Origin of the sequence: Streptomyces sp. NPDC004126 (genome assembly GCF_050275515.1) — a bacterium.
Lineage (GTDB): Bacteria > Actinomycetota > Actinomycetes > Streptomycetales > Streptomycetaceae > Streptomyces.
In genome coordinates, this window is record NZ_JBNNPF010000023.1 from 1 (window position 1) to 18180 (window position 18180).

The following is an 18180-nucleotide window of genomic DNA, read 5'->3' on the forward strand; positions in this document are numbered from 1 at the left end:
CGCCTCACCGGCGAGAACCCCATCTCCTGGCGCGACCCGAAGAAAACCGCAGAACACCCGATTCCGGGATGAAACATCGGACGAAAACGACCTCTCAGAACCACCGCTGAGCCGCTCCTCCACACCGCCATGGCCTCTCCCCGGCCTGAACGCCGCGGCACGCCACCTGGCAAGGGCTCTCGCATCCTTACCTCGCCGCCGGCGGCGACGGCTTCGCGTGCTGCCGTGCAGGCACTGGTCTGGCCGTTGAGCATCGCGGTGATGTCGGGCTGCGTTGAGTTCTCTTCCTCGCGGGCCATGCCGCGACTGTGGAGACCGGACGCGGGCATTGCGACAGGATTCCGCGCCGCCTGCGCCGCGGTGCCGTGGCCGCCGGGCCCCCGTCGCGGAGCGGCCGGTGCAGCGCACCGTGCCGGTGGGCGGCGCCGGGTCCGTTTGGCGCCGGGGGGGGAGAGAGCCCGGAATCCCTCACGTCTCTCAGTTTTCCTGACAGCCTGTCTGGTGTCAGGAAACCCTGACAGCCTTGTGCTGGGGAAGGGTGTCGAGGATGGGGTGGGTGGATGAGAGCGGCCGGCACGAGGGCTGGGTGGCCGCCGTCCTGGCCGACGGCCAGGAGGCCGCGCCCATCGCGGCTCTGGATGGGAGTACGGCGTGGTGGGACAGTGAGGGCACGGTGTCCGAGCGCGCGGTCGCGGTGAAAGCCGCCTGCGGATGCGGCTGGCGGGCGACCGGCACCCACCCGGTGGTGTGGGGTGACGTCGAGGCGACCGAGGGCGAGCACGCCCGTACTGGCCCGTTCGCGGACTGGGAGTACCACGTCACCACCGTCGAAGGCCTCCTCCCACGCGACGTCGAGCAGCTGCTGACCGCCCTGCACGACCGCATCGCGGAACTCTCCGGCACCCGGCCGGTCACCGCCCTGCATGCCGTCGCCCGCCTCCAGAACACCCTTCCCGGCCTCGCGCTCGACACCGTCCACGCAGCCCGCGGCTCCCTCGTCACCTGGGAAGCGATCGGAGCAGCCCTCGGCTGCTCCCGCCAGTCCGCCCACGAACGCTACGCCCACCACGTCAAGGAGCAACTTCAGCAGCGCCCCGAGCCCGACCTGCCGCAGTTCCCGAGGAGGACATGATGAGCGATAGCACCGCGCCCGAGTACGGGCTCGCTTCCGACTCCCTGGACGACATCGAGCCGTTGGGGCGGATCTCCCCGCGCCGTGCCAAGGCCGTCTGGGAGGACAGCCGCCGGCAGTGGCCGGACGTGTACCTGGTCCAGCGGGACGCCCAAGAGCCCTGGCGGCGCACCGCCTCCTGACCTCGCGCGGGCGGGCTTGAAGCCGTAGCCGACGGTCACGTCCTGGAGGTGCCCCCACAGCCTGGTGGGCCAGGGCTGACTGCGGCGGCCGTGGCCGCGCGCGGGGCGCTCCAGGGGGCCTCTCGACGCCGGGTCGTCGACCGGCCCGTGCGGGGACGGCGCATGGCGGGCGGGTCCTTGCCTGCGGGTCAGCAGGCGAGGTAGTCCCTGAGGGCCTCGTAGCCGGCGGTGTAGGTCTCCGGGGCCTCGTTGCTGCTGGTGGGCGGTAGCCAGAGGATGAGGAGGTGTTGGTGGCGGCGGGCGCCGCCCGGTGCGACGTACGCCAGCTCGTGCAGACCAGCCGAGGTTCGTCGGCGGGCAGGGCGGCGAGCGCAGCTCGTCGTGCGTCAGGTTGGCCTCCAGCGCCACCCTCACGGCGGCGGAGTCGCCGGCGTATTCGAGGACGACGGTGTTGGTCTCCCGTACACCGCGTACGTCGCGCAGCACGCTACGGAGGCTTCGGACAGGTCGGACGCGCTGCTCATGGGATGTTTCGTCACCTGGGCCTCAACGGTGACACCGGCCGCGAGGATGCGGACGCAGTACCGGATCCGCCCGGCGCGCCGCCGCGGCCGGCCGGGCGCCCTGCTCTGCCGCCGGCGGGGCCGGCTCGGCGCCGCCGTGCTGAAGGTGTAAGGGCTGTCCGGGTGGCGCCCTGGACGTACGGCTGAACACCGCCGTCCACGCAGTGGAAGTAGCACCTGGCTGCGTACGCGTCCTCGCCAGCGGCCCGGAAGGGCCGAACGTGGCAGAGAGGGAACCTACTTGGAGGCAAGTCCGCGCCTACGGCTCCCCCGGCCCCGGGGACAGCCCGACGACAGACATGCGACACCGCCGGTTGACAACCTTCAGGGGCCGGGGCGATAGGAGCCCCGAACCGGAATTCGAAGGAGAACGCCATGACCAGGACCGTCCGCCACCTTGCCGGCAGGATCGCCGAGGCCCTGCTGCCGGAGACCAGCGCCTCGGCCGGCTGCGCCCGGGAGTGCTGGAAGGTGATGGTGACGACCCGTAACCAGACGGCCGGCCAGTGGTGCTGCATCTGGGAAGACTGCCGCATGAACTGCAACTAGGACCTCCGCAGGGCCGCAGGCCCACGACCGTCCCCCGTGTGTCCGGCCGCCGATCCCCCTCCGGCGCGGCGGCCGGACCGGCCCACAGGCGGAACCATGACCACTGCTCTCCTCTTCGGCCAGCTCGTCCTCTCTTCCGTGTTCGCTGTTTCGGCTGTGCCCAAGGCCCGAGGCTTCGCCGCCTTCCAGGCCCACGTGGAGGCGACCGTGCCACTGCCCCACGGGGTCGCGCGGCTTGTGGCCGGCCTCGCGTTGGCAGCCGAAGTCCTCACTGCTACCGCCCTCTTGCACCCCGGCACGGCCCGGGCGGGATCCGCGCTGGGTCTCATCCTGCTGATCGGTTTCACCGCGTACCTCGCCCGGCTGATCGGCCAGGGTGAGGGAGCGCCCTGCGGCTGCGGGGGCAGCAGCGACGAACAGGCCGCCTCCGGGGTCCACCTCCTACGCAACGGCCTCCTGCTGGCGCTGGCCGCCGGTGTGTTCACCGCCTCGATCACCACAGCCCACGCCGAACACGGCGTCCTCGCGTACGCGGCGTCCGCCGCACCGGCCGCAGCCCTCGGGGCGCTGCTGTTCCACATGCCCGACGTTCTGAACTTCTTCCGGACCTCCCTGGGCCCGGGTTCCTGAAAGGTTCATGCCGTGCTGACCCCTTTGACCTTCCTTGCGTTGCTCCTCGCCGCCGCGAGCTGCGCCCTCGCCCTGGCCGTCGCCCTGCGAGTGAAGAAGCTCCTGGACCCGATGGTCCAGGAAGGCCTGCTGGGGCGGCGGCGCCCGGACATCGTTCCGGTCGGCACCGTGGTACCGGTGCAACCGCCCCTCAACGATCTCGACGGTGATCGCTTCGAGCTGCCGAACGGCGGTGACGGCGGGCCCTGGATCCTCGCCTTCCAGGCCGTGGGCTGTGCCGGCTGCAAGGAGCAGCTGCCCGAATACCGCCGCTACCTGCAGAGCACGGCGCTGCCGCGGCAGCGCGTGGTGTCGGTGATCCATGGGGACGCCGCGGACGCCGCGCTGTACCGGGAGCAGCTGGGTGACCTCGCCACCCTGGTGAGCGCCGGTGACAGCGGGCCGGCGGCCGACCTCATCGCGGATCTGGGGGTAGGTATCTTCCCCACCTACCTGGTCGTCTCAGCCGACGGGACCGTGCTGCGCTCCGAGGTGAGTTCCGCCCGGCTGCGGCAGGCGCCCGGCCTGCCGGCGGCCGCTGCGCTGCCCACCGCCACCGCCACCGCTGGCCTGTGAGCCCCAAGTGCTGCGTACATTCCCCGGCCGGCGCCGGGTCCGTTCCCTTGGCACGGCGTTCGGCCTGGCCTTCGCGGCCGCGCCCGCACTCCTCCTCATACACGCCGCCCTCGTGCTCCTCGCGGGCGCCTTTCCGGTAGTCACCGGCTGGGCGACCAAAATCGCTCTGGACGCCCTGGCGGAGGGCGAGGGCCTGGCCGCCGCAGCCGTACCCGTCCTGTGCCTGGCGGCCGCGGGCGTCGTGCAGTCCGCCGCCCCACACCTCCACGCCTTCCTGCGCGCCGAGCTCAACCGGACCATCGGCCTGCTCGCGCAGCACCGGCTCTTCACCGCCGTGGGCGGGATCATGGGACTCGGGCCCTTCGAGGACCCCGTGTTCCTCGACCGCCTCAGGCTGGCGAAGCAGGCGGGCCGCCACTCGCCGGGCGCGGCCACCGATGGTCTGCTCGGCGCCGCCGGCGCGGTGCTCACCCTCCTCGGATTCGTGGCGTCGCTCGCCGTAATCGCCCCGGTGATGTCCGTGTTCGTCCTCGCCTTCAGCGTCCCGGTACTGGTCGCCGAGGTGCTCCTTGCACGGCGCCGGGCGGCCGCCATGTGGGCGATCGGCCCGGCCGAGCGCCGGGAGCTGTTCTACGACCAGCTGCTGACCAGCGAGGCGGCCGCGAAGGAGATCCGGCTGCTCGGCATCGGAGACTTCTTCCTTCGGCGGATGCGCGCCGAGCGCCGCGGCGCCGACGCCGGCATCCGGCGCGAGGACCGGCGCGAGGTGTGCACGCAGTCGGCACTGGCGGTCCTCGCCGCGTCCGTGTCCGCTGCCGGGATGCTGTGGGCGGTGCGCGCCGCCGCCGCCGGGACGCTGTCCCTGGGCGACGTGACCATGTTCATGGCGGCCGTCGCCGGCGTGCAGAGCTCGTCAGCCCGTCTGGCCGGCGAAATCGGCAGGACGCACCAGGCGTTGGAACTCCTCGACCACTACCGGACCGTGACCCGGGCCGGACCAGACCTTCCCGTTCCCTCGGTGCCCCGGCCGCTGCCCCGTCTGTCGCGCGGCATCGAGTTCCGTCGCGTGTCCTTCCGCTACTCGCCGGATCACCCCTGGGTGCTGCGCGACGTCAGCTTCACCATCCCCTTCGCGCGTGCGGTAGCCCTCGTCGGCCTGAACGGCGCGGGGAAGTCCACACTGGTCAAGCTGCTCTGCCGGTTCTACGACCCCACCGAGGGGCGGATCCTGTGGGACGGAGTGGACCTTCGTGACGTCGATCCCGGCGCCTTGCGCGAGCGGCTCGGAGCGGTCTTCCAGGACTTCATGCACTACGACCTGACGGCCCATGAATCCATCGCGCTGGGAGACCTGACGGCCATGGAGGAGCGCCCGCGCGTGGAGGAAGCGGCCCGCAGGTCCGGCGTCCACGCAACGCTCAGCTCCCTGCCCCAGGGCTATGACACCTTGCTGACCCGCACGTTCTTCGCCGGCCAGGACCTCGAAGCGGCCTCGGAGGACGGGGACGAGGCCGTGGCGCGGACCGGGGTGATGCTCTCCGGCGGTCAGAGCCAGCGCCTTGCCCTCGCCCGTGCCTTCCTGCGCGCAGATCGTGATCTGCTGATCCTGGACGAGCCGTCGTCCGGACTCGACGCCGAAGCCGAGTACGAGATCCACACCGCTCTGAGCCGGCTGCGCACCGGCCGGACCAGCGTGTTGATATCGCACCGCCTGGGAGCCGTACGCGAGGCCGACCACATCGTGGTGCTGGCCGGCGGCCATGTCGCGGAGGAAGGGACCCACGCCGATCTGATGGCCGGCGGCGGAGCCTACGCCCGCCTGTTCGCCCTCCAGGCCTCCGGCTACCGAGCCGAGGAGCCGGTCGTATGACCGGTCTTGCCGTCGTACTCGTGTGCGCCACGACGGTCGCGGTGGTCCTGGCCCGCCTGCGCCGGCGGCTCGTCGTCGTCACCGTCCACGGGCTGAGCATGCAGCCCACCTACCAGCCCGGTGACCGGGTCCTGGTCAGACGCGGACGTGTCCCCCGGCGCGGCGGCATCGTCGTCGTCGAACGTCCGAATGCCGACGCACCGCACTGGACGGAACCTGCGCCGGGCCTCGGCGGCCCGGCGGTCGGTGTCGACGCCCGGGCATGGCTGATCAAGCGGGTGGCCGCGGTGCCGGGGGATCCCACCCCGGCACCTCACGGACTTCACCCACCCCAAGCGGTACCTGCCGACGCGCTCTATCTGCTTGGCGACCACGCCCGGGTCAGCTTTGACTCCCGCCAGTTCGGGTTCTTCCCCTGCGAGCGGGTGCTCGGCAGCGTCCTGCGGAAGCTGTGACTCGATGACCTGGCGTCAGCAACCGGGATCTGCCGCCGCCTGGCTCAGGACGGGATCACGGCGCAGCACCATGTCGTGCAGGTCGCGCAGCGCCGGCCCAGGTTCCTGGCCGAGCTGGTCGACGAGGACGGTGCGGGTCAACCGGTAGCGGCCGAGGGCGTCCGCCTGCCTGCCCGCCAGGTACAGCGCGCGGATCAGGATCTCGGCGACCGCCTCGTCCAGTGGGTGCCGGTCCGCGAGCTCCACCAGCACGGCGAGGACCTCCTGGCACCGGCCCGACGCCAGTGCCAGCTGGGCATGCTGGAGGCGCGCCGTCAGCAGCTCCAGTTCCATCGACCAGCGGGCCCGGTCGGCCCAGGGCGAGCTCAGGTCGGCCAGCGGCACGCCGCAGGCCCGGCCGAGCGCATCGTCGAGCAGCTCGTACGCCTCCTCCACCCGGCCGGCGTGCCGCGCTGCCCGGCTGGCCCGGACGAGCCGCCGGAGCTCGTGCACGTCCACGTCGGAGGGATCGGTGAGGAGCATGTAGCCGCCGTCTCGGCGCACGAGCGGGCCGTCCGGCCCTGGCCGTCCGGAGGTGACTGTTCCGATATGGCGGCGCAGCCTGCTGGCCCAGGTGTAGAGCGTCGCCCGGGGGTCCTTGGGGTGCTCCTCACCCCAGATGTGCGCGACGGCCTCGTCGTCTGAGACGAAGGAGTTGGGCTTCCACGCCAGAAGGGCCAGCAGGTGGCGCATCTTGGCGGAGGGCAGCAGGTGGGGCGTTCCCGACCGAAGTGCGGAGACCCTTACCGGGCCGAGGAGTTGAATGTGCACGGTGTCCCCCGTGGCGAGTGGGCGGAATCCGGCAGGAAGCCGGAGGGCGTGGAACTCTTCGAGGAGGCCCGACGGCTGGTCAGGCGGAGGTGCGTCCCCTGGAACTTGGACTTGCACATAGTTCAATTTGTGTTGCCGAGAACTGTAGGAGCACTCTCGAACTAAGTGCAACTCCGCTCTTGAACTTTGTGCAGTCCGGCTTCGGGGCTCTATCGTGAGCCCATGCCCCGCTCCACTCTGACCCGCGACCAGATCGTCACCACCGCCGTCGCCCTCCTCGACGAGGAGGGCCTCGAGGGGCTCAACATGCGCGCCCTCGGTCAGCGCTTGGGCTCCGCAGCCACGGCCGTCTACTGGCACGTGAAGAGCAAGGAGGATCTCGTCACCCTCGCCGGCGACCGCGTCTGGGACGAGATCCGTCTACCCGACCTCGGTGCTGTCGACTGGCGTACCGCCGCCACGGCCATGGCCGACGACCTGTACGCGATGTTCACCCGCCACCCATGGCTGGTGCAGGCCTTCGCGAGCCACCTCTTCCACGGCGAGGCCAAGGCCCGCCACGACGACCACACCCTGGCCGTCTACGAGGCCGCAGGGTTCAGCGGGCCCGAAGCGGACCGGGCCGCCGCCGCTGTTTTCACGTACGTGCTCGGCAATGCCTCCGGTGCCGCCGCGACCGCGGCCCTGACCCGGCGTATCGAGCGGGACGGCGGCGACGCGGAGCATGCCTTCGGCGTCGTGATGAAGGAGGCCGCTGAGGTAGCCGCCGGATTCCCCCGTCTGCGGTCCCGAATCTCCGCCGCGGCCGCCACCGACTACGCCGAGGCGCCGGAAGGCGCGTTCGGCTTCGGCCTCCACTCCCTCATCGACGGGCTCGCGGCTCGACTGCCACGCACGACGGACTGACCGGCGAACGAGAGCCCGGACGGGCGGCGGCGTACCCGCGCCGCCGCCCGGGCCTTCCGACAGGCTCGTGAAAGACCCGGGACAGGCCTCCTCGCAAGCATGGAGTCACGCCCTGCCGAGGGCGTACGACCAAAGGAGACCTCATGAACGAGACGCCCCGCGACGAGTCCGCCGGCCAGGTGGCACCCGCCGAGCACCCGGAGCCCGCAACCATCGAGATACGGCTCCTTGACAAGATCGAGACCATTCAGAACAAGGCCAACGAGACCTGACAGCGGCAGGAAGACCGGACAGTCCACCGTGGCGGAACGGGTCGTGGCCCGTTCCGCCCCGTCCCGCTCGAAGGGTGAGGCACCGATGAAACGGCCCAGGGTGAAGCCCGAGCACCTGGCCCACCGGCTCGACAACGGATCCGTCCGCATCGGCGGCGAGCTGTACGGGATCTCCGCGGAGATCGCGGATCCGAACGGATGGGCGTGGAGCGCCCTCCAGCTGATGGACGGCGAGCACTCGCCCGAAGAGATCGAGGCCCAGGTCGGCGCCCTCCACCCCGGCCTGGGAGCAGCCGGGGCGCGACGCCTGGTGAACGCCCTCATTGACTCTGGCTACGTGGAGGACGCCTCCGCTGGCCCCCACACCCCGCCGCCGGCGGCGGCAGCACGCTACAGCCGCAACCACGCCTACTTCAGGCGCGTCGACCTCAGACCGCGAAACGACCCGTGGGAGGCCCAGCTCGCGCTGGGGCGGGCCCGGGTACTCGTCATCGGCCTGGGAGGTACCGGCTCTCACGCCGCATGGGCGCTCGCCGCGGCTGGCGTGGGCTTGCTGACGTGCGTCGACGCGGACGTGGTCGAGGAATCCAACCTGACGCGGCAAGTGCTGTACACCGAGTCGGACATCGGCCGCCCCAAGGCCGAAGCCGCCGTCGGCCGGCTGGCGGCCGTCAACTCGGCGGGAACCTACACCGCGCTCAAGTGTCACGTGGACTCCCCCGAGGAGCTCGAAACACTGCTGCGGGGGTGCGACGCCCTCGCCCTCTGCGCCGACGAGCCCCGCGTGGACGTGCTGGCCCACTGGGCCAACGAGGTCTGCTCCCGCCTGCGCGTGCCATGGGTGTCCGCCGGATACAACGGCCCGCTCGTGGCTGTGGGCACGTACGGACCGGACGGCCCGTGCTACCTGTGCGTGGCCGCCGGGGAGGAGGCCCGGCTCAAGCCCGGCGCCCATCCGCGCATGGGAGGAAAGGGCGTTCTCGCCCCCGTCGCAGGCATTTCCGGGCAGCTGATTGCGTACGAGGTCATCGCGCTCCTCACCGGCATCGGCCGTGAACCGCTCGGCTACGTGCGCGGCATGAACCTGATAGCCCCGGACCAACTCGTCCACGTCCGCCACCCCGCACGGCCCGACTGCGCCGTGTGCGCCCGATGACCCCGGGCAGCACCGTCCTCCCCGAGCTGGAGATGCGCCCGCACGGCCGCGAATGGCTCGTCGGCCGCCAGGACACGGGCACGGCCATCGCCCTCCCCCCGGAAGGGCTCGATGCCTTGCTCCTCCTCGACGCCGGGTGCCCACCGGACGAGGCCCGCGCCGCGCTGCGCCACGCCACCGGCCGCGACCTGGACGTACGGGCGTTCGCCGAGGGCCTGGGCGCGGCAGGCCTCGCCGACGCCGTCGGTGACCACCGGTACGAGCACCGGCCTGTACGGGAGAGCCTGCCGGCGGTCCGACGCCGGCACCTGCGTTGGACCCTGCACCCCGCGCTGCACGGAGTTCTGTTGCTCCTGGCCCTCTGCGGCCCGGTGGTGGCGCTGGCAGAGCCGGACGCACGGCCGCCATGGAGCGATTTGCTCGCACCGCGCTACGGCGTCGTCACGCTGGCCGTCCAGGCGGTCACGACGTGGACGTTGATCCTGCTGCACGAACTCGCCCACCTGTTCACCGCACGGGCCGTCGGGGTACGGGGCCGGCTCGGCCTGGGCACCCGGCTGCAGTTCCTCGTGGCCCAGACGGAGGTCTCGGGTATCTGGCTCAAGGGACGCCGCGAACGCCTCACCGTCTACCTGTCCGGCCTTGTACTCGACGCCGCGATCGCCGGCGCGTGCCTGATCGCGAGAGCGGCAGGGGCCGACCATCCGCTCCTTTCGGTGGTCGTGCTCACCCTGACCTACTCGTCGGCGGTGCAGTGCCTCGTGTTCATGCGCACCGACCTCTACTACGTACTTCAAGACCTCTCGGGCAGCCACAACCTGTACGCCGAGGCCACCGCGCTGCTGCGCCGTTTCCCCCCGGCGGGGCGCCGCCATGCCGGCGCCCGCCTCGGGGTGCACGCCTACGCCCTGCTCGTGGCGATCGGGTCTGCGGCGTGCGTCGTCTTCGGCCTGGCCATGCTGCACGAAGTGACCCTGCCGCTCGCGGGCCGGTCGATGGAAGCGGTGGTGGGCGGAAGGACGCCGGCTGAGCGGGCCGACGGCCTTGCCACGCTGCTGGTGCTGCTCTCCATCCAGGGGCTCTGGGCACGGACGTGGTGGCGCAAGCACTGGGGGAAGGGGCAGGCGCCTTCCCCGACGGCAGGCCTGGAGCAGGATTGACGAAGGGCGGCAGGCCCGGCTCGCCACCCCCGCCGGGTGCCGTGCCAGTTGCGCCTGTCCGTCAGGTGCATGCCAGGATCAGGTTGGAGAGGCGGGCTGACGTGGGGAGATGCGCGTTGTTCGACATCAGCAAGGGTGCGGACAGGGTGACCGGTGGGTGTGGGAAGAGGGAGGTCCTCTTTCGGGGCAGCGATGTCGATGAGCTGCACGAGCTGGTCAGTACGCGGTTTGCGCCGCACCGACTGGACGTTCTTCGCGGCCCTGCACTGGACGGCCGTTTCGAGTGCGCGTATGAGGGGTCGGTGGCGCTGTACGAGCTGGGGTACGGCGCGGAGATCGGCGTCACGCCCGCCGAGTCCCTCGATTTCTACACGGTCAACATCCCGCTTGCCGGTCACGGTGTCGTCACCCTGGACGGAAAGAGGCTTTCCTCCACCCTCAGCATCGCGGGACCGGGCCAGGAGGTGTCGATGCGCTGGAGCCAGCAAACCCTCAACCGCATCCTGATCATCCAGAGGGAGGTAGCCGAACAGGCCGTCGCCGTCAGGCTCGGCGAGCCGCCGGACAGCCCGCTGGCGTTCGATCCCGTCCTGGACGAGAGGGCGGACGAGGTACGGGTGTGGCTGGGGCTGGCGGGACAGTTCGCCGAGTTCGTCGACTCAGGGATGGCCGCCCGTTCGCCCCTGGCCCTGGGGCACTTCGAGAAACTGCTGGTGGACGGCCTGCTCGACGTGCAGCCCCACGGGCTCAGCGACGCCGCGGGCGGCCGCGGAGCCATCGTCATACCCCGCGCCGTAAGCCGTGCCAGGGACTTCTGTGCCGACCACGCTCACGAGCCGATATCGCCGGCCGACATGGCCCGGGCGGCCGGTATCAGCGTCCAAAGCCTGAGAGAGGGCTTCCGCCGGCACCTGAGCACCACACCACTGGCCTACCTGCGCAGCGTCCGGCTGACCCGCGTACGTCGCGACCTTGTCGCCGTAGCCGAAGGCCAGGCACAGGGCAACGTCACCGATGTGGCATTGCGATGGGGGTTCACCCATCTGGGCAGGTTCACCGGCTATTACCGGGAAGCCTACGGTGAGACTCCCGCGCAGACACTGCGAAACGCTCACATCTCCAGCTAAGCCGACGTCGTCGCGCTCGCGCTATCCGAAAACGCGCCCCGGGGCCCATCGAAAGCGGATAGCCGACACAGGACGGTCACGGCAGGGTTCTGTCCGACGGCGGTAGGGCACCAACGGGCTTGATCAGGAGTTGTCTCAGCACCTTTGTGGCTGAGGCAGAAGACCGTCGTGACGCCATATGAGATCTCGGAACCCACGGGGGAGCAGTGCAGGCAAGAGGTAGTTCCAGCGACGCCGGCGGCAGCAGGCCTGGGCGCTCAATCGGGATGGTTTCAGACCCATTCGACCCCGCGCCTGCGGAACTTGAGCGGCTGCTGGCCTCCACAGACGACCTGGCCGGCGCGGGCCTCGACGACTTCACCGAGCTGGCGTCGCCCTCGTCCGACGAGGACCCGCCGCCGATGACCGCGCAGACCCCGGAACTCACGGCCGTGCTGAACCGGGCGTTCGGCGACAAGGCCGCGAGGGAGGTCAGGACCTCGTTCATGAACGCCGACTCCTCGATCGTCGTCGACGAGGGCGTCTCGGAGCGGGTGCCGGGCGCGGCCGCCGCCTGGATGGCCGACATGCGGCGCGTGTACACCGAGTGCGCCTCGTGGACGATGAGCATCGGCGACGACGAGATCACCGTCCAGGTGGTGGACCCGGCCGATGGCCCGGGCGAGCCGCTCAAGGTGGAGCAGCGGTTCGGCGACGAGGCCCTGATGCGCACGATGCTGGCCGGTTCGCCCGGGCAGCAGGCCCGGATCACCACCCTGCTGGTGCGCCACGGCGACCGGGCCCTGGAACTGACCTTCCGCAGCCTGGCGGGCGATTCCGACAGCCCCGAGGCGGCCCGGCTGGCCCCCTCGGTGAGCGCCTTCCTCAATCTGGCTCCGGCGAAGTTCCTGGGAACGCACACCGGCTGAGCAAGCGCAACATCTCGCGCTCCGCCACGTGGTGAGAACGCGTTCCGCTTCGCTGCGCCGACAGGCCGCGTCTGGCCCCATCGATCGGGTCAGGTTCCCCGCGCCTCCCGCGCGCATTTCATCCATTGCTCTGCCACGTCTTGAAGGGACATCCCGCTGTGAACCTCTCCTCTCTGGTCGCCGGCCCGCTGACCGCCGTCGCGCTCGTCGCCACCACTGCCCCTGTCGCCGCCGCCGAGCCTGTCGCGGCGCCCTCGGCCGCTGCGCAGGTGACGGCCCCGATGCCTGATCCAGCGGCCGCCCTGTCGATCTCGCCGGGCTCGGGCGTCATCCAGATCCGCAACGGCCGCAGCGGCAAATGCCTGGAGATCGAGAACTCCTCGACCGCTGACGGAGCCCAGGCCCAGCAGTGGGAGTGCGCCGGCCAGTCCGGCTCGTACTGGCGCCTCGAGTACGCGTTCGGCAATAACTGGGAGGTGCGCATCGTCAACAACCGCAGCGGCAAGTGCCTGGACGTCTCGAACTCCTCGACCGCTGACGGCGCGCGCGTGCAGCAGTGGTCCTGCGCCAACGTCGGCGGCCAGCGCTGGCAGGTGATCAACACCAGCGGCCGCGACCACGTCATCCGCAACGTCCACAGCGACAAATACCTGGAGATCGAGAACTCCTCGACCGCCAACGGCGCCAACGCCCAGCTCTGGCGCAAGGCCGGGCAGAGCGGCATGCACTGGTACTGAAAACCCCCTGACCTGCACGACCCGAGGTCCACACCGGTCTCCGTAAGGGGTGATGAAGTCCAATTTCGACGCTTGCCTATGCGTGAAGGCGACACGGCGGGGAAGGCCGGCCCTCACTGCGGATGACGCCTCCATGTGGCCCCAAGGTCCAGCCACCACCAGAGGCGGCCGACCCTCGGTCTGCCGACCAACGGCGGACTCGGCGTACACGCGAGCGCCCGTCGGGTGCCGACTCTACGGAGTTGGAAGTGGCCGGGCACTCCTTGCCCTGAAGCGTGGTCGTGGTTCTAGCGTGTCGCTCTCTTGATCATCTGACGACAGGAAGACACGCCCATGACCCTTGTGACCGGAGCCACCGGAAATATAGGCAGCGCCCTGCTGAAGGAGCTGCAGGCGTGCGGAGTACGGCCACTGCGGGGGCTGACCCGTGATGCTGCAACGGCCTTCTTCCCCGACGGGGTCGAGGCCGTGGAGGGCGACCTCGCCAAGTCGGCATCGATCATATCCGCGATCCAAGGGGTGCGCTCGCTGTTCCTCCTGCCAAATCTGGGACCGGACGCCGGCATACTCGAAGCCGCCCGGCAGGCAGGGGTTGACCATGTGGTGCTGGTGTCGTCCATCACCGTCCAGACCCACCCGCACCTCGGCCCCGCCCGCGCGAACCTGGCGGTGGAGCGCCTGCTCAAGGCGAGCGGCATGGCCTGGACGATCCTGTGGCCGACGCAGTTCGCCTCCAACGCTCTGATGTGGGCGGCCTCCATCCGCGGCCGCGAGACCGTCCGCGCGCCGTACGCCGAGACCGCGCTGCCGACCATCCACCCCGCGGACATCGCGGCCGTGGCACGGGTGGCACTGACCGAGCCCGGACACCACGGGCAGACCTATGCCCTGACCGGTCCAGAGCCGGTGACCGCCCGGCAACAGGTCGAGGTCATCGCTGCAGCACTGGGCTGGCAGATTCCCTTCACCGAGATCAGCCGCCGGGAGGCCCAGGTGCACATGGCAGCCGTCTTCGGAGCCGAGGCCGCGGACGCGGTGCTCGACGTCATCGGCGGCGACGTGAACGACGAGCTGCTGACGGTACGCGACACGATCGCACGGATCACCGGAACGCCCGCCCGCCCGTTCCGGCAGTGGGCCGAGGAGAACGCCCACGCCTTCCGCTGAACCACCTGACACCGAGCACGGCCGTCCGTACACAGGCGCGCACACTCGCGAGTACGCCGACACATGATGACGACGCGGCCAACGGCAGCAGCCCTGCAGGGAAGCCGATTTCATGGCGTGTCGGCCCACGGGACCGGTTCAGGGCATGACCGGCAGGCAGCCCGCGGACGGAGCCCCGTTCTGGCGGTCCCCGCAGCGTGACCTGCTGCCGCCTGGGCGCCATTCAGCGACGGACATGCGTCCACCATCGGATGTCATGAAGCATCGGCCTGCACGGCTGACATCGTTCCACGACGCCTTGACGATGGAGACCTCACGATCGAACGTCCAGCGGGCGGTCCGCTGCTTCCTTGCCGCGCCCGGTTGTTCACGCGCTTGGTTCGCCCCCCGGGGCATGTCCGGGGGACGCTCCCCCGGGGCAGCCATGCAGGCAGTCTCCCCGGGCGAGCTCGGAGCGGACGAGCGCCGGCACGCATGCGGGTCAGGGGCCGACTGGCCTGGGCACAGAAGAAACGACACGGTGGGCCCCCGCCTTCAGGCGGGGGCCCACCGCTGTTGGTCAACCCGCGATGAGGTAATCGAAGATGCTGCCGCGGGCGAGCTGCTCGGATTCCATCTGCGCGAGCGCGGCCCGGCAGGCGTCTGCCAGCCTCCAGAACTCCGCGTTGGCGGTCTGGGCCCGCTTGGTGGGGCTGGTGGCGTTGGGGGCGCCGCCGAAGTCGTCGAACAGGCTCTTGCGCAGGTCGTACGTCAGCTCCAGCTGGGCGCCGCCCTCGCCGGTCAGGGTGCGGTTGCAGATGTTCTCGGGCAGGTCGCCGTTGAGATGTTCGGGGCCTCCGGGGGCGATGAGGAATCCGGCCCGGCGCAGCTCGTCGGTCAGGAGCACGCGCAGACGGCTGTTGCGGCCCCCGACCACCGCACCCTTGGCGCCGGCCGTGAGACCGGCCTGCGCGGCGGTGCAGCCGTGGATGCTGAGGACGTTGGCGCTGCCGGCGGCCAGGGAGCGGGCCACCGGGTCGTCGTTGTGGGTGGACGTGACGTGGAGGTCGCCGTTGCCCGGCTGGGCGCCGGCGGGCCGCAGTCCCTCGAACATCCAGTAGTCGTGGAGAGGGGCACCGGCCGTGCGGGGCTCGACGGAAGCGGGCAGGTAGCCGGCGACGCCGAGGCACAGCTCGGAGGTGCCCGGTTCGATGCCCCCGCCGTGGAGTGCCAGGATGGTGCTCAGCCGGGGACCGGGGGTGGTGGCCCGCTGGGTGTCGAGCATCTCGTGGCGCTTGAACCGCCGGGCGAAGTCGACGCCTTCCACGTTGGCCGGATCGGCGTAGAGCATGGTGTTCGTCGGGTAGGTGTCGGCCGCGTACGCGGGAGCGGCCGTGAGGGCGCCCGCCAGCGGGCCGCCCGCGGCGGCGGCCAGCAGGCCGGTCAGCAGGGTGCGACGGCTCGTCCGCGATGGTGACATGAGGAGCTCCTTGATCGGGTGGAGGATGATGCGCCCCGCGCGCGGGCCCGCCCATTCCTGCCGTCGCCACCGGCCGCACCCGCGCGGCTGCCTCTTCGCCGGGTACAGCTACACCGGCGAGCCGCGTCGACCCGGCTCCGGCCTCAGCTGTTCACGGATGGTGGGTCAGGTACCGGCCGGGGTTGCCGCGGGGCAAGGGCCCGGGTGTGGGCCTTGCCCCGCGGGTGATCAGTTCGGTGTGGTGGGGATCCGCCGGCTGTCCCAGAATTCCTTCTGGAGGCCGGTGGTGCTGCTCCACGACCAGTGGGTGAGCCTGCCGTCGGGGTCCGCCCCGAAGACGTGCTGGGCGCCGCCCGCGGTGTACGCGACCGGGTCGCTGTGCAGCGCTCCTTCCCACACCCTGGAGTCGGCGGTGCGGGTGCTCTGGTCCCACCACCACTGGGCGAGCTTGTTGTCCTTGGTCCGGGCGAAGACGTGCTGCTGGTCGCCGTGGACGAAGGCGGAAGGCCGCCCGGTCACCAGGCGCTGCGCGTCCATCACCTGCCGCTTGACCGCCTGGGTGCGGTAGTCCCACCACCAGTGCGCCAGCCGGCCGTCCTTGTCACTGGCGTACACGTGCTGCTGGCCCTGGAACACGAAGGCAGTCGGCGCGCCCTTGACGGATCCGCTCCAGACCTCGTGGCGAACTCCGTGGTTCCTGGTCCACCACCAGTGGTGGAGCCTGCCGTCGCTTCCGGCGGCCCAGACGTGCTGCTGCTCGCCGTAGACAAGGGCTACGGGGTCCCCGGCCAGGGTGCCTGCCGGGGCCCAGTTCGCCCGCTGCAGCGACGCGGTGCCGGCGTCCTTCCAGATGTGCAGCAGCTCACCCTTCGTGGACCGGGCGAAGGCGTGCTGCTGGCCCGGTATGACGATCGCCGCCGGCGTTCCGGCCACGGCCGTGCCCGCGTCGGTCCAGGTCTCCTGCGTGACGCTCCCTCCCGGGGCCCAGAAGCGGTGGAGCAGACTTCCGCCGCCGCCGCGCACCAGCACGTGCTGCTCGGTGCCGGAGGCGAAGGACACGGCCGCGCCTTCGCTGCCGTTGCCCCAGGCGCCCTCGGTGAGCGATCCGTCAGCGTTGCGGAACCAGTTGCCGAGCGTGCCGTCCGTCGTGGGCGAGAAGAAGTGCAGCTGACTGGGGTTGCTCGTGGCCAGGGCCCCACCGTGCTGGTTGACGTTCAGGCTGCCGGCATCCGTCGGCAGGTCGCCGTCCAGGTCGGCCTCGGTGAAGGTCGCGAAGCGGATGAACTCGTACGGGCCCGCCTCCCCGCCCTCGTACAGGATGCCGTACCTGCCCTCGCCCAGGGCCACCATGTCGGAGTAGGCGGAGAAGCCCTCCCGGACCACCGCTCCCCGGTCGGGGCCCTGCCAGGTACGCCCTCCGTCGAAGGAGGAGCGGATAGTCAGGTTCTTGCGTGCGGCCGGGCTTCCTGCTCCAGGTGCGGGCGCGGCCAGCAGGGTACGGGTGATGCCCTCGCGCCCCTCCAAGGGCACGGCGAGAACGGACGCCTGGACGCCGCCGCTGGGCAGGCCGAGGTCCGGGAGCAGCTGCAGACCGTTCTCGAAACTCACACCCCCGTCCGCGGAGGTCGCGTAGACCGCCCGGTTCCTGGTGGCCGGATCGCCCTCCTCGTTGCGTGCCACGACGAGGACGCTTCCGTCACCGCGTTCGAGAAGACTCGCCTCCTGGGCGCCGATCGCGGGCTCGGCGTCGAGGGAATGCGCCCCGAGCTGCCAGGTCATGCCGTTGTCGTCGCTGTAGACGAGGCCGACGGTCATGTCCGACTGTCGCGGGGTGCCGGGGGCCTTGCGGAGCCAGATGCCGGCCATCATGCGGCCGGCACGCGCGCCCTGGGCGAGCTGGATCCCGTGCGCCGGACCGACACTCATCTGGCCGCCGGGGTACGCGCCCCACTTCGCGGCGTCCGCCGGCCACACCGAGGCGCTGATGTCCCGTGCCTCACCCCACGTTTTCCCGCCGTCGTCACTGACGGTGCGGAAGACGCCGTCGAAATTCCACGAGTACAGCAGGACGACCCGGTCCGGGTTGCCGTTCGTGGTGTCGGCGATTGGCACCGGGTTGTGGGGGCGGCCGCTCCCGGGCGCGTGCCTGGCCACGACCTTCAGCGGCCCCCATACGCTGCTGCCGGGCTCCTGGCGCTTCAGCACGATGTCCGTCGGGCGGCTGTCACCGCAGTCTCCGATGCGCCCCTCCGCGAACGCCAGCAGCGCGCCGTCCTTGGCCTTCACCACCGCCGGGCTGCGGAAACAGGCGTACTCGTCGTTGTCCTTCCCGTTGAACACCTGAGCGTGCCCGCCGGTGATCGAAGTGGCGCCCGCGGTGCTCGCGGGCAGGGCCAGGACCGAGAACGCCGCGCACAGCACCGCGAGTGCCGAGGCCACGGCCGTCCACCGGGAGACCCCGTGGTGTCGCCTTGCTCCTGAA

18 protein-coding genes and 1 pseudogene are annotated in these 18180 nt (G+C 70.9%); 15 read left to right on the top strand and 4 right to left on the bottom strand.

Annotation, left to right across the window (positions count from 1 at the left end; genetic code table 11):
• Positions 1-299 (bottom strand): annotated as a pseudogene (locus ACQKM2_RS22105) (hypothetical protein); the annotation flags it as partial.
• 257 nt (positions 300-556) lie between these two features.
• Between ACQKM2_RS22105 and ACQKM2_RS22110 the strand changes: the two are divergent.
• The 7 genes from ACQKM2_RS22110 to lepB all read left to right on the top strand — a co-directional run bounded on the left by ACQKM2_RS22110 (position 557) and on the right by lepB (position 5996).
• On the top strand, positions 557-1132 hold the full coding sequence (locus tag ACQKM2_RS22110; RefSeq protein ID WP_427712105.1) for a hypothetical protein: 576 nt from the start codon (positions 557-559) through the stop codon (positions 1130-1132).
• Entirely contained in the window at positions 1132-1314 is a 183-nt protein-coding gene (locus ACQKM2_RS22115) for a hypothetical protein (RefSeq protein ID WP_427712107.1), read from the top strand. Before ACQKM2_RS22110 ends, ACQKM2_RS22115 begins: the two co-directional genes overlap by 1 nt.
• Positions 1315-2252: 938 nt before the next feature.
• A complete protein-coding gene (locus tag ACQKM2_RS22120) occupies positions 2253-2426 on the top strand; it encodes a hypothetical protein (RefSeq protein WP_427712109.1) in 174 nt (57 codons plus the stop codon).
• A 96-nt stretch (positions 2427-2522) separates the two neighbouring features.
• Positions 2523-3056: a MauE/DoxX family redox-associated membrane protein gene (locus tag ACQKM2_RS22125; protein ID WP_427712111.1), complete on the top strand. Its 534-nt coding sequence runs from the start codon at positions 2523-2525 to the stop codon at positions 3054-3056.
• Between the two features lie 12 nt (positions 3057-3068).
• Complete coding sequence (locus tag ACQKM2_RS22130) at positions 3069-3671, top strand: TlpA family protein disulfide reductase (RefSeq protein ID WP_427712113.1); 603 nt, start codon at positions 3069-3071, stop codon at positions 3669-3671.
• A 7-nt stretch (positions 3672-3678) separates the two neighbouring features.
• Positions 3679-5541, top strand: a complete 1863-nt coding sequence (locus ACQKM2_RS22135) for an ABC transporter ATP-binding protein (protein ID WP_427712115.1) — start codon at positions 3679-3681, stop codon at positions 5539-5541.
• Positions 5538-5996, top strand: coding sequence for a signal peptidase I (gene lepB, locus ACQKM2_RS22140; protein ID WP_427712117.1), 459 nt, complete (start codon positions 5538-5540; stop codon positions 5994-5996). The genes ACQKM2_RS22135 and lepB overlap by 4 nt, the downstream gene beginning before the upstream one ends.
• A gap of 15 nt (positions 5997-6011) precedes the next feature.
• Here lepB and ACQKM2_RS22145 read toward each other — a convergent pair whose 3' ends face one another.
• A complete protein-coding gene (locus ACQKM2_RS22145; RefSeq protein WP_427712119.1) occupies positions 6012-6806 on the bottom strand; it encodes an AfsR/SARP family transcriptional regulator in 795 nt (264 codons plus the stop codon).
• A 222-nt stretch (positions 6807-7028) separates the two neighbouring features.
• Between ACQKM2_RS22145 and ACQKM2_RS22150 the strand changes: the two genes are divergently transcribed.
• The 8 genes from ACQKM2_RS22150 (at position 7029) to ACQKM2_RS22185 (ending at position 14239) form a co-directional block, all read left to right on the top strand.
• The gene (locus ACQKM2_RS22150; RefSeq protein WP_427712121.1) at positions 7029-7712 is read left to right on the top strand and encodes a TetR/AcrR family transcriptional regulator; all 684 of its coding nucleotides are present in this window, start codon (positions 7029-7031) and stop codon (positions 7710-7712) included.
• A gap of 143 nt (positions 7713-7855) precedes the next feature.
• Positions 7856-7984 (top strand): hypothetical protein, encoded by a 129-nt coding sequence (locus tag ACQKM2_RS22155; RefSeq protein ID WP_427712123.1) that lies wholly within the window; start codon positions 7856-7858, stop codon positions 7982-7984.
• Between the two features lie 85 nt (positions 7985-8069).
• Positions 8070-9140, top strand: coding sequence for a HesA/MoeB/ThiF family protein (locus tag ACQKM2_RS22160; RefSeq protein ID WP_427712125.1), 1071 nt, complete (start codon positions 8070-8072; stop codon positions 9138-9140).
• Positions 9137-10300, top strand: coding sequence for a hypothetical protein (locus ACQKM2_RS22165; protein WP_427712127.1), 1164 nt, complete (start codon positions 9137-9139; stop codon positions 10298-10300). Before ACQKM2_RS22160 ends, ACQKM2_RS22165 begins: the two co-directional genes overlap by 4 nt.
• Before the next feature lie 116 nt (positions 10301-10416).
• Entirely contained in the window at positions 10417-11427 is a 1011-nt protein-coding gene (locus ACQKM2_RS22170; RefSeq protein WP_427712129.1) for an AraC family transcriptional regulator, read from the top strand.
• A 266-nt stretch (positions 11428-11693) separates the two neighbouring features.
• Positions 11694-12335: a hypothetical protein gene (locus tag ACQKM2_RS22175; protein WP_427712131.1), complete on the top strand. Its 642-nt coding sequence runs from the start codon at positions 11694-11696 to the stop codon at positions 12333-12335.
• A 158-nt stretch (positions 12336-12493) separates the two neighbouring features.
• On the top strand, positions 12494-13072 hold the full coding sequence (locus ACQKM2_RS22180) for an RICIN domain-containing protein (protein WP_427712133.1): 579 nt from the start codon (positions 12494-12496) through the stop codon (positions 13070-13072).
• A 333-nt stretch (positions 13073-13405) separates the two neighbouring features.
• Positions 13406-14239 carry an SDR family oxidoreductase gene (locus ACQKM2_RS22185; RefSeq protein WP_427712135.1) on the top strand — a complete coding sequence of 278 codons (834 nt, stop codon included), beginning with the start codon at positions 13406-13408 and terminating at the stop codon, positions 14237-14239.
• A 559-nt stretch (positions 14240-14798) separates the two neighbouring features.
• On the opposite strand, the gene ACQKM2_RS22190 is transcribed toward ACQKM2_RS22185, so the two are convergent.
• Complete coding sequence (locus ACQKM2_RS22190; RefSeq protein ID WP_427712137.1) at positions 14799-15698, bottom strand: poly-gamma-glutamate hydrolase family protein; 900 nt, start codon at positions 15696-15698, stop codon at positions 14799-14801.
• A 228-nt stretch (positions 15699-15926) separates the two neighbouring features.
• On the bottom strand, positions 15927-18137 hold the full coding sequence (locus ACQKM2_RS22195; RefSeq protein ID WP_427712139.1) for an exo-alpha-sialidase: 2211 nt from the start codon (positions 18135-18137) through the stop codon (positions 15927-15929).
• Positions 18138-18180 lie beyond the last annotated feature (43 nt).

Excerpts from the sequence above, each read along its gene's own strand:
- ACQKM2_RS22115 (WP_427712107.1), top strand. The coding sequence starts at position 1,132 with ATGAGCGATAGCACCGCGCCCGAGTACGGGCTCGCTTCCGACTCCCTG.
- ACQKM2_RS22120 (WP_427712109.1), top strand. The coding sequence starts at position 2,253 with ATGACCAGGACCGTCCGCCACCTTGCCGGCAGGATCGCCGAGGCCCTG.
- ACQKM2_RS22125 (WP_427712111.1), top strand. The coding sequence starts at position 2,523 with ATGACCACTGCTCTCCTCTTCGGCCAGCTCGTCCTCTCTTCCGTGTTC.
- lepB (WP_427712117.1), top strand. The coding sequence starts at position 5,538 with ATGACCGGTCTTGCCGTCGTACTCGTGTGCGCCACGACGGTCGCGGTG.
- ACQKM2_RS22150 (WP_427712121.1), top strand. The coding sequence starts at position 7,029 with ATGCCCCGCTCCACTCTGACCCGCGACCAGATCGTCACCACCGCCGTC.
- ACQKM2_RS22155 (WP_427712123.1), top strand. The coding sequence starts at position 7,856 with ATGAACGAGACGCCCCGCGACGAGTCCGCCGGCCAGGTGGCACCCGCC.
- ACQKM2_RS22160 (WP_427712125.1), top strand. The coding sequence starts at position 8,070 with ATGAAACGGCCCAGGGTGAAGCCCGAGCACCTGGCCCACCGGCTCGAC.
- ACQKM2_RS22165 (WP_427712127.1), top strand. The coding sequence starts at position 9,137 with ATGACCCCGGGCAGCACCGTCCTCCCCGAGCTGGAGATGCGCCCGCAC.
- ACQKM2_RS22175 (WP_427712131.1), top strand. The coding sequence starts at position 11,694 with ATGGTTTCAGACCCATTCGACCCCGCGCCTGCGGAACTTGAGCGGCTG.
- ACQKM2_RS22185 (WP_427712135.1), top strand. The coding sequence starts at position 13,406 with ATGACCCTTGTGACCGGAGCCACCGGAAATATAGGCAGCGCCCTGCTG.
- ACQKM2_RS22190 (WP_427712137.1), bottom strand. The coding sequence starts at position 15,698 with ATGTCACCATCGCGGACGAGCCGTCGCACCCTGCTGACCGGCCTGCTG.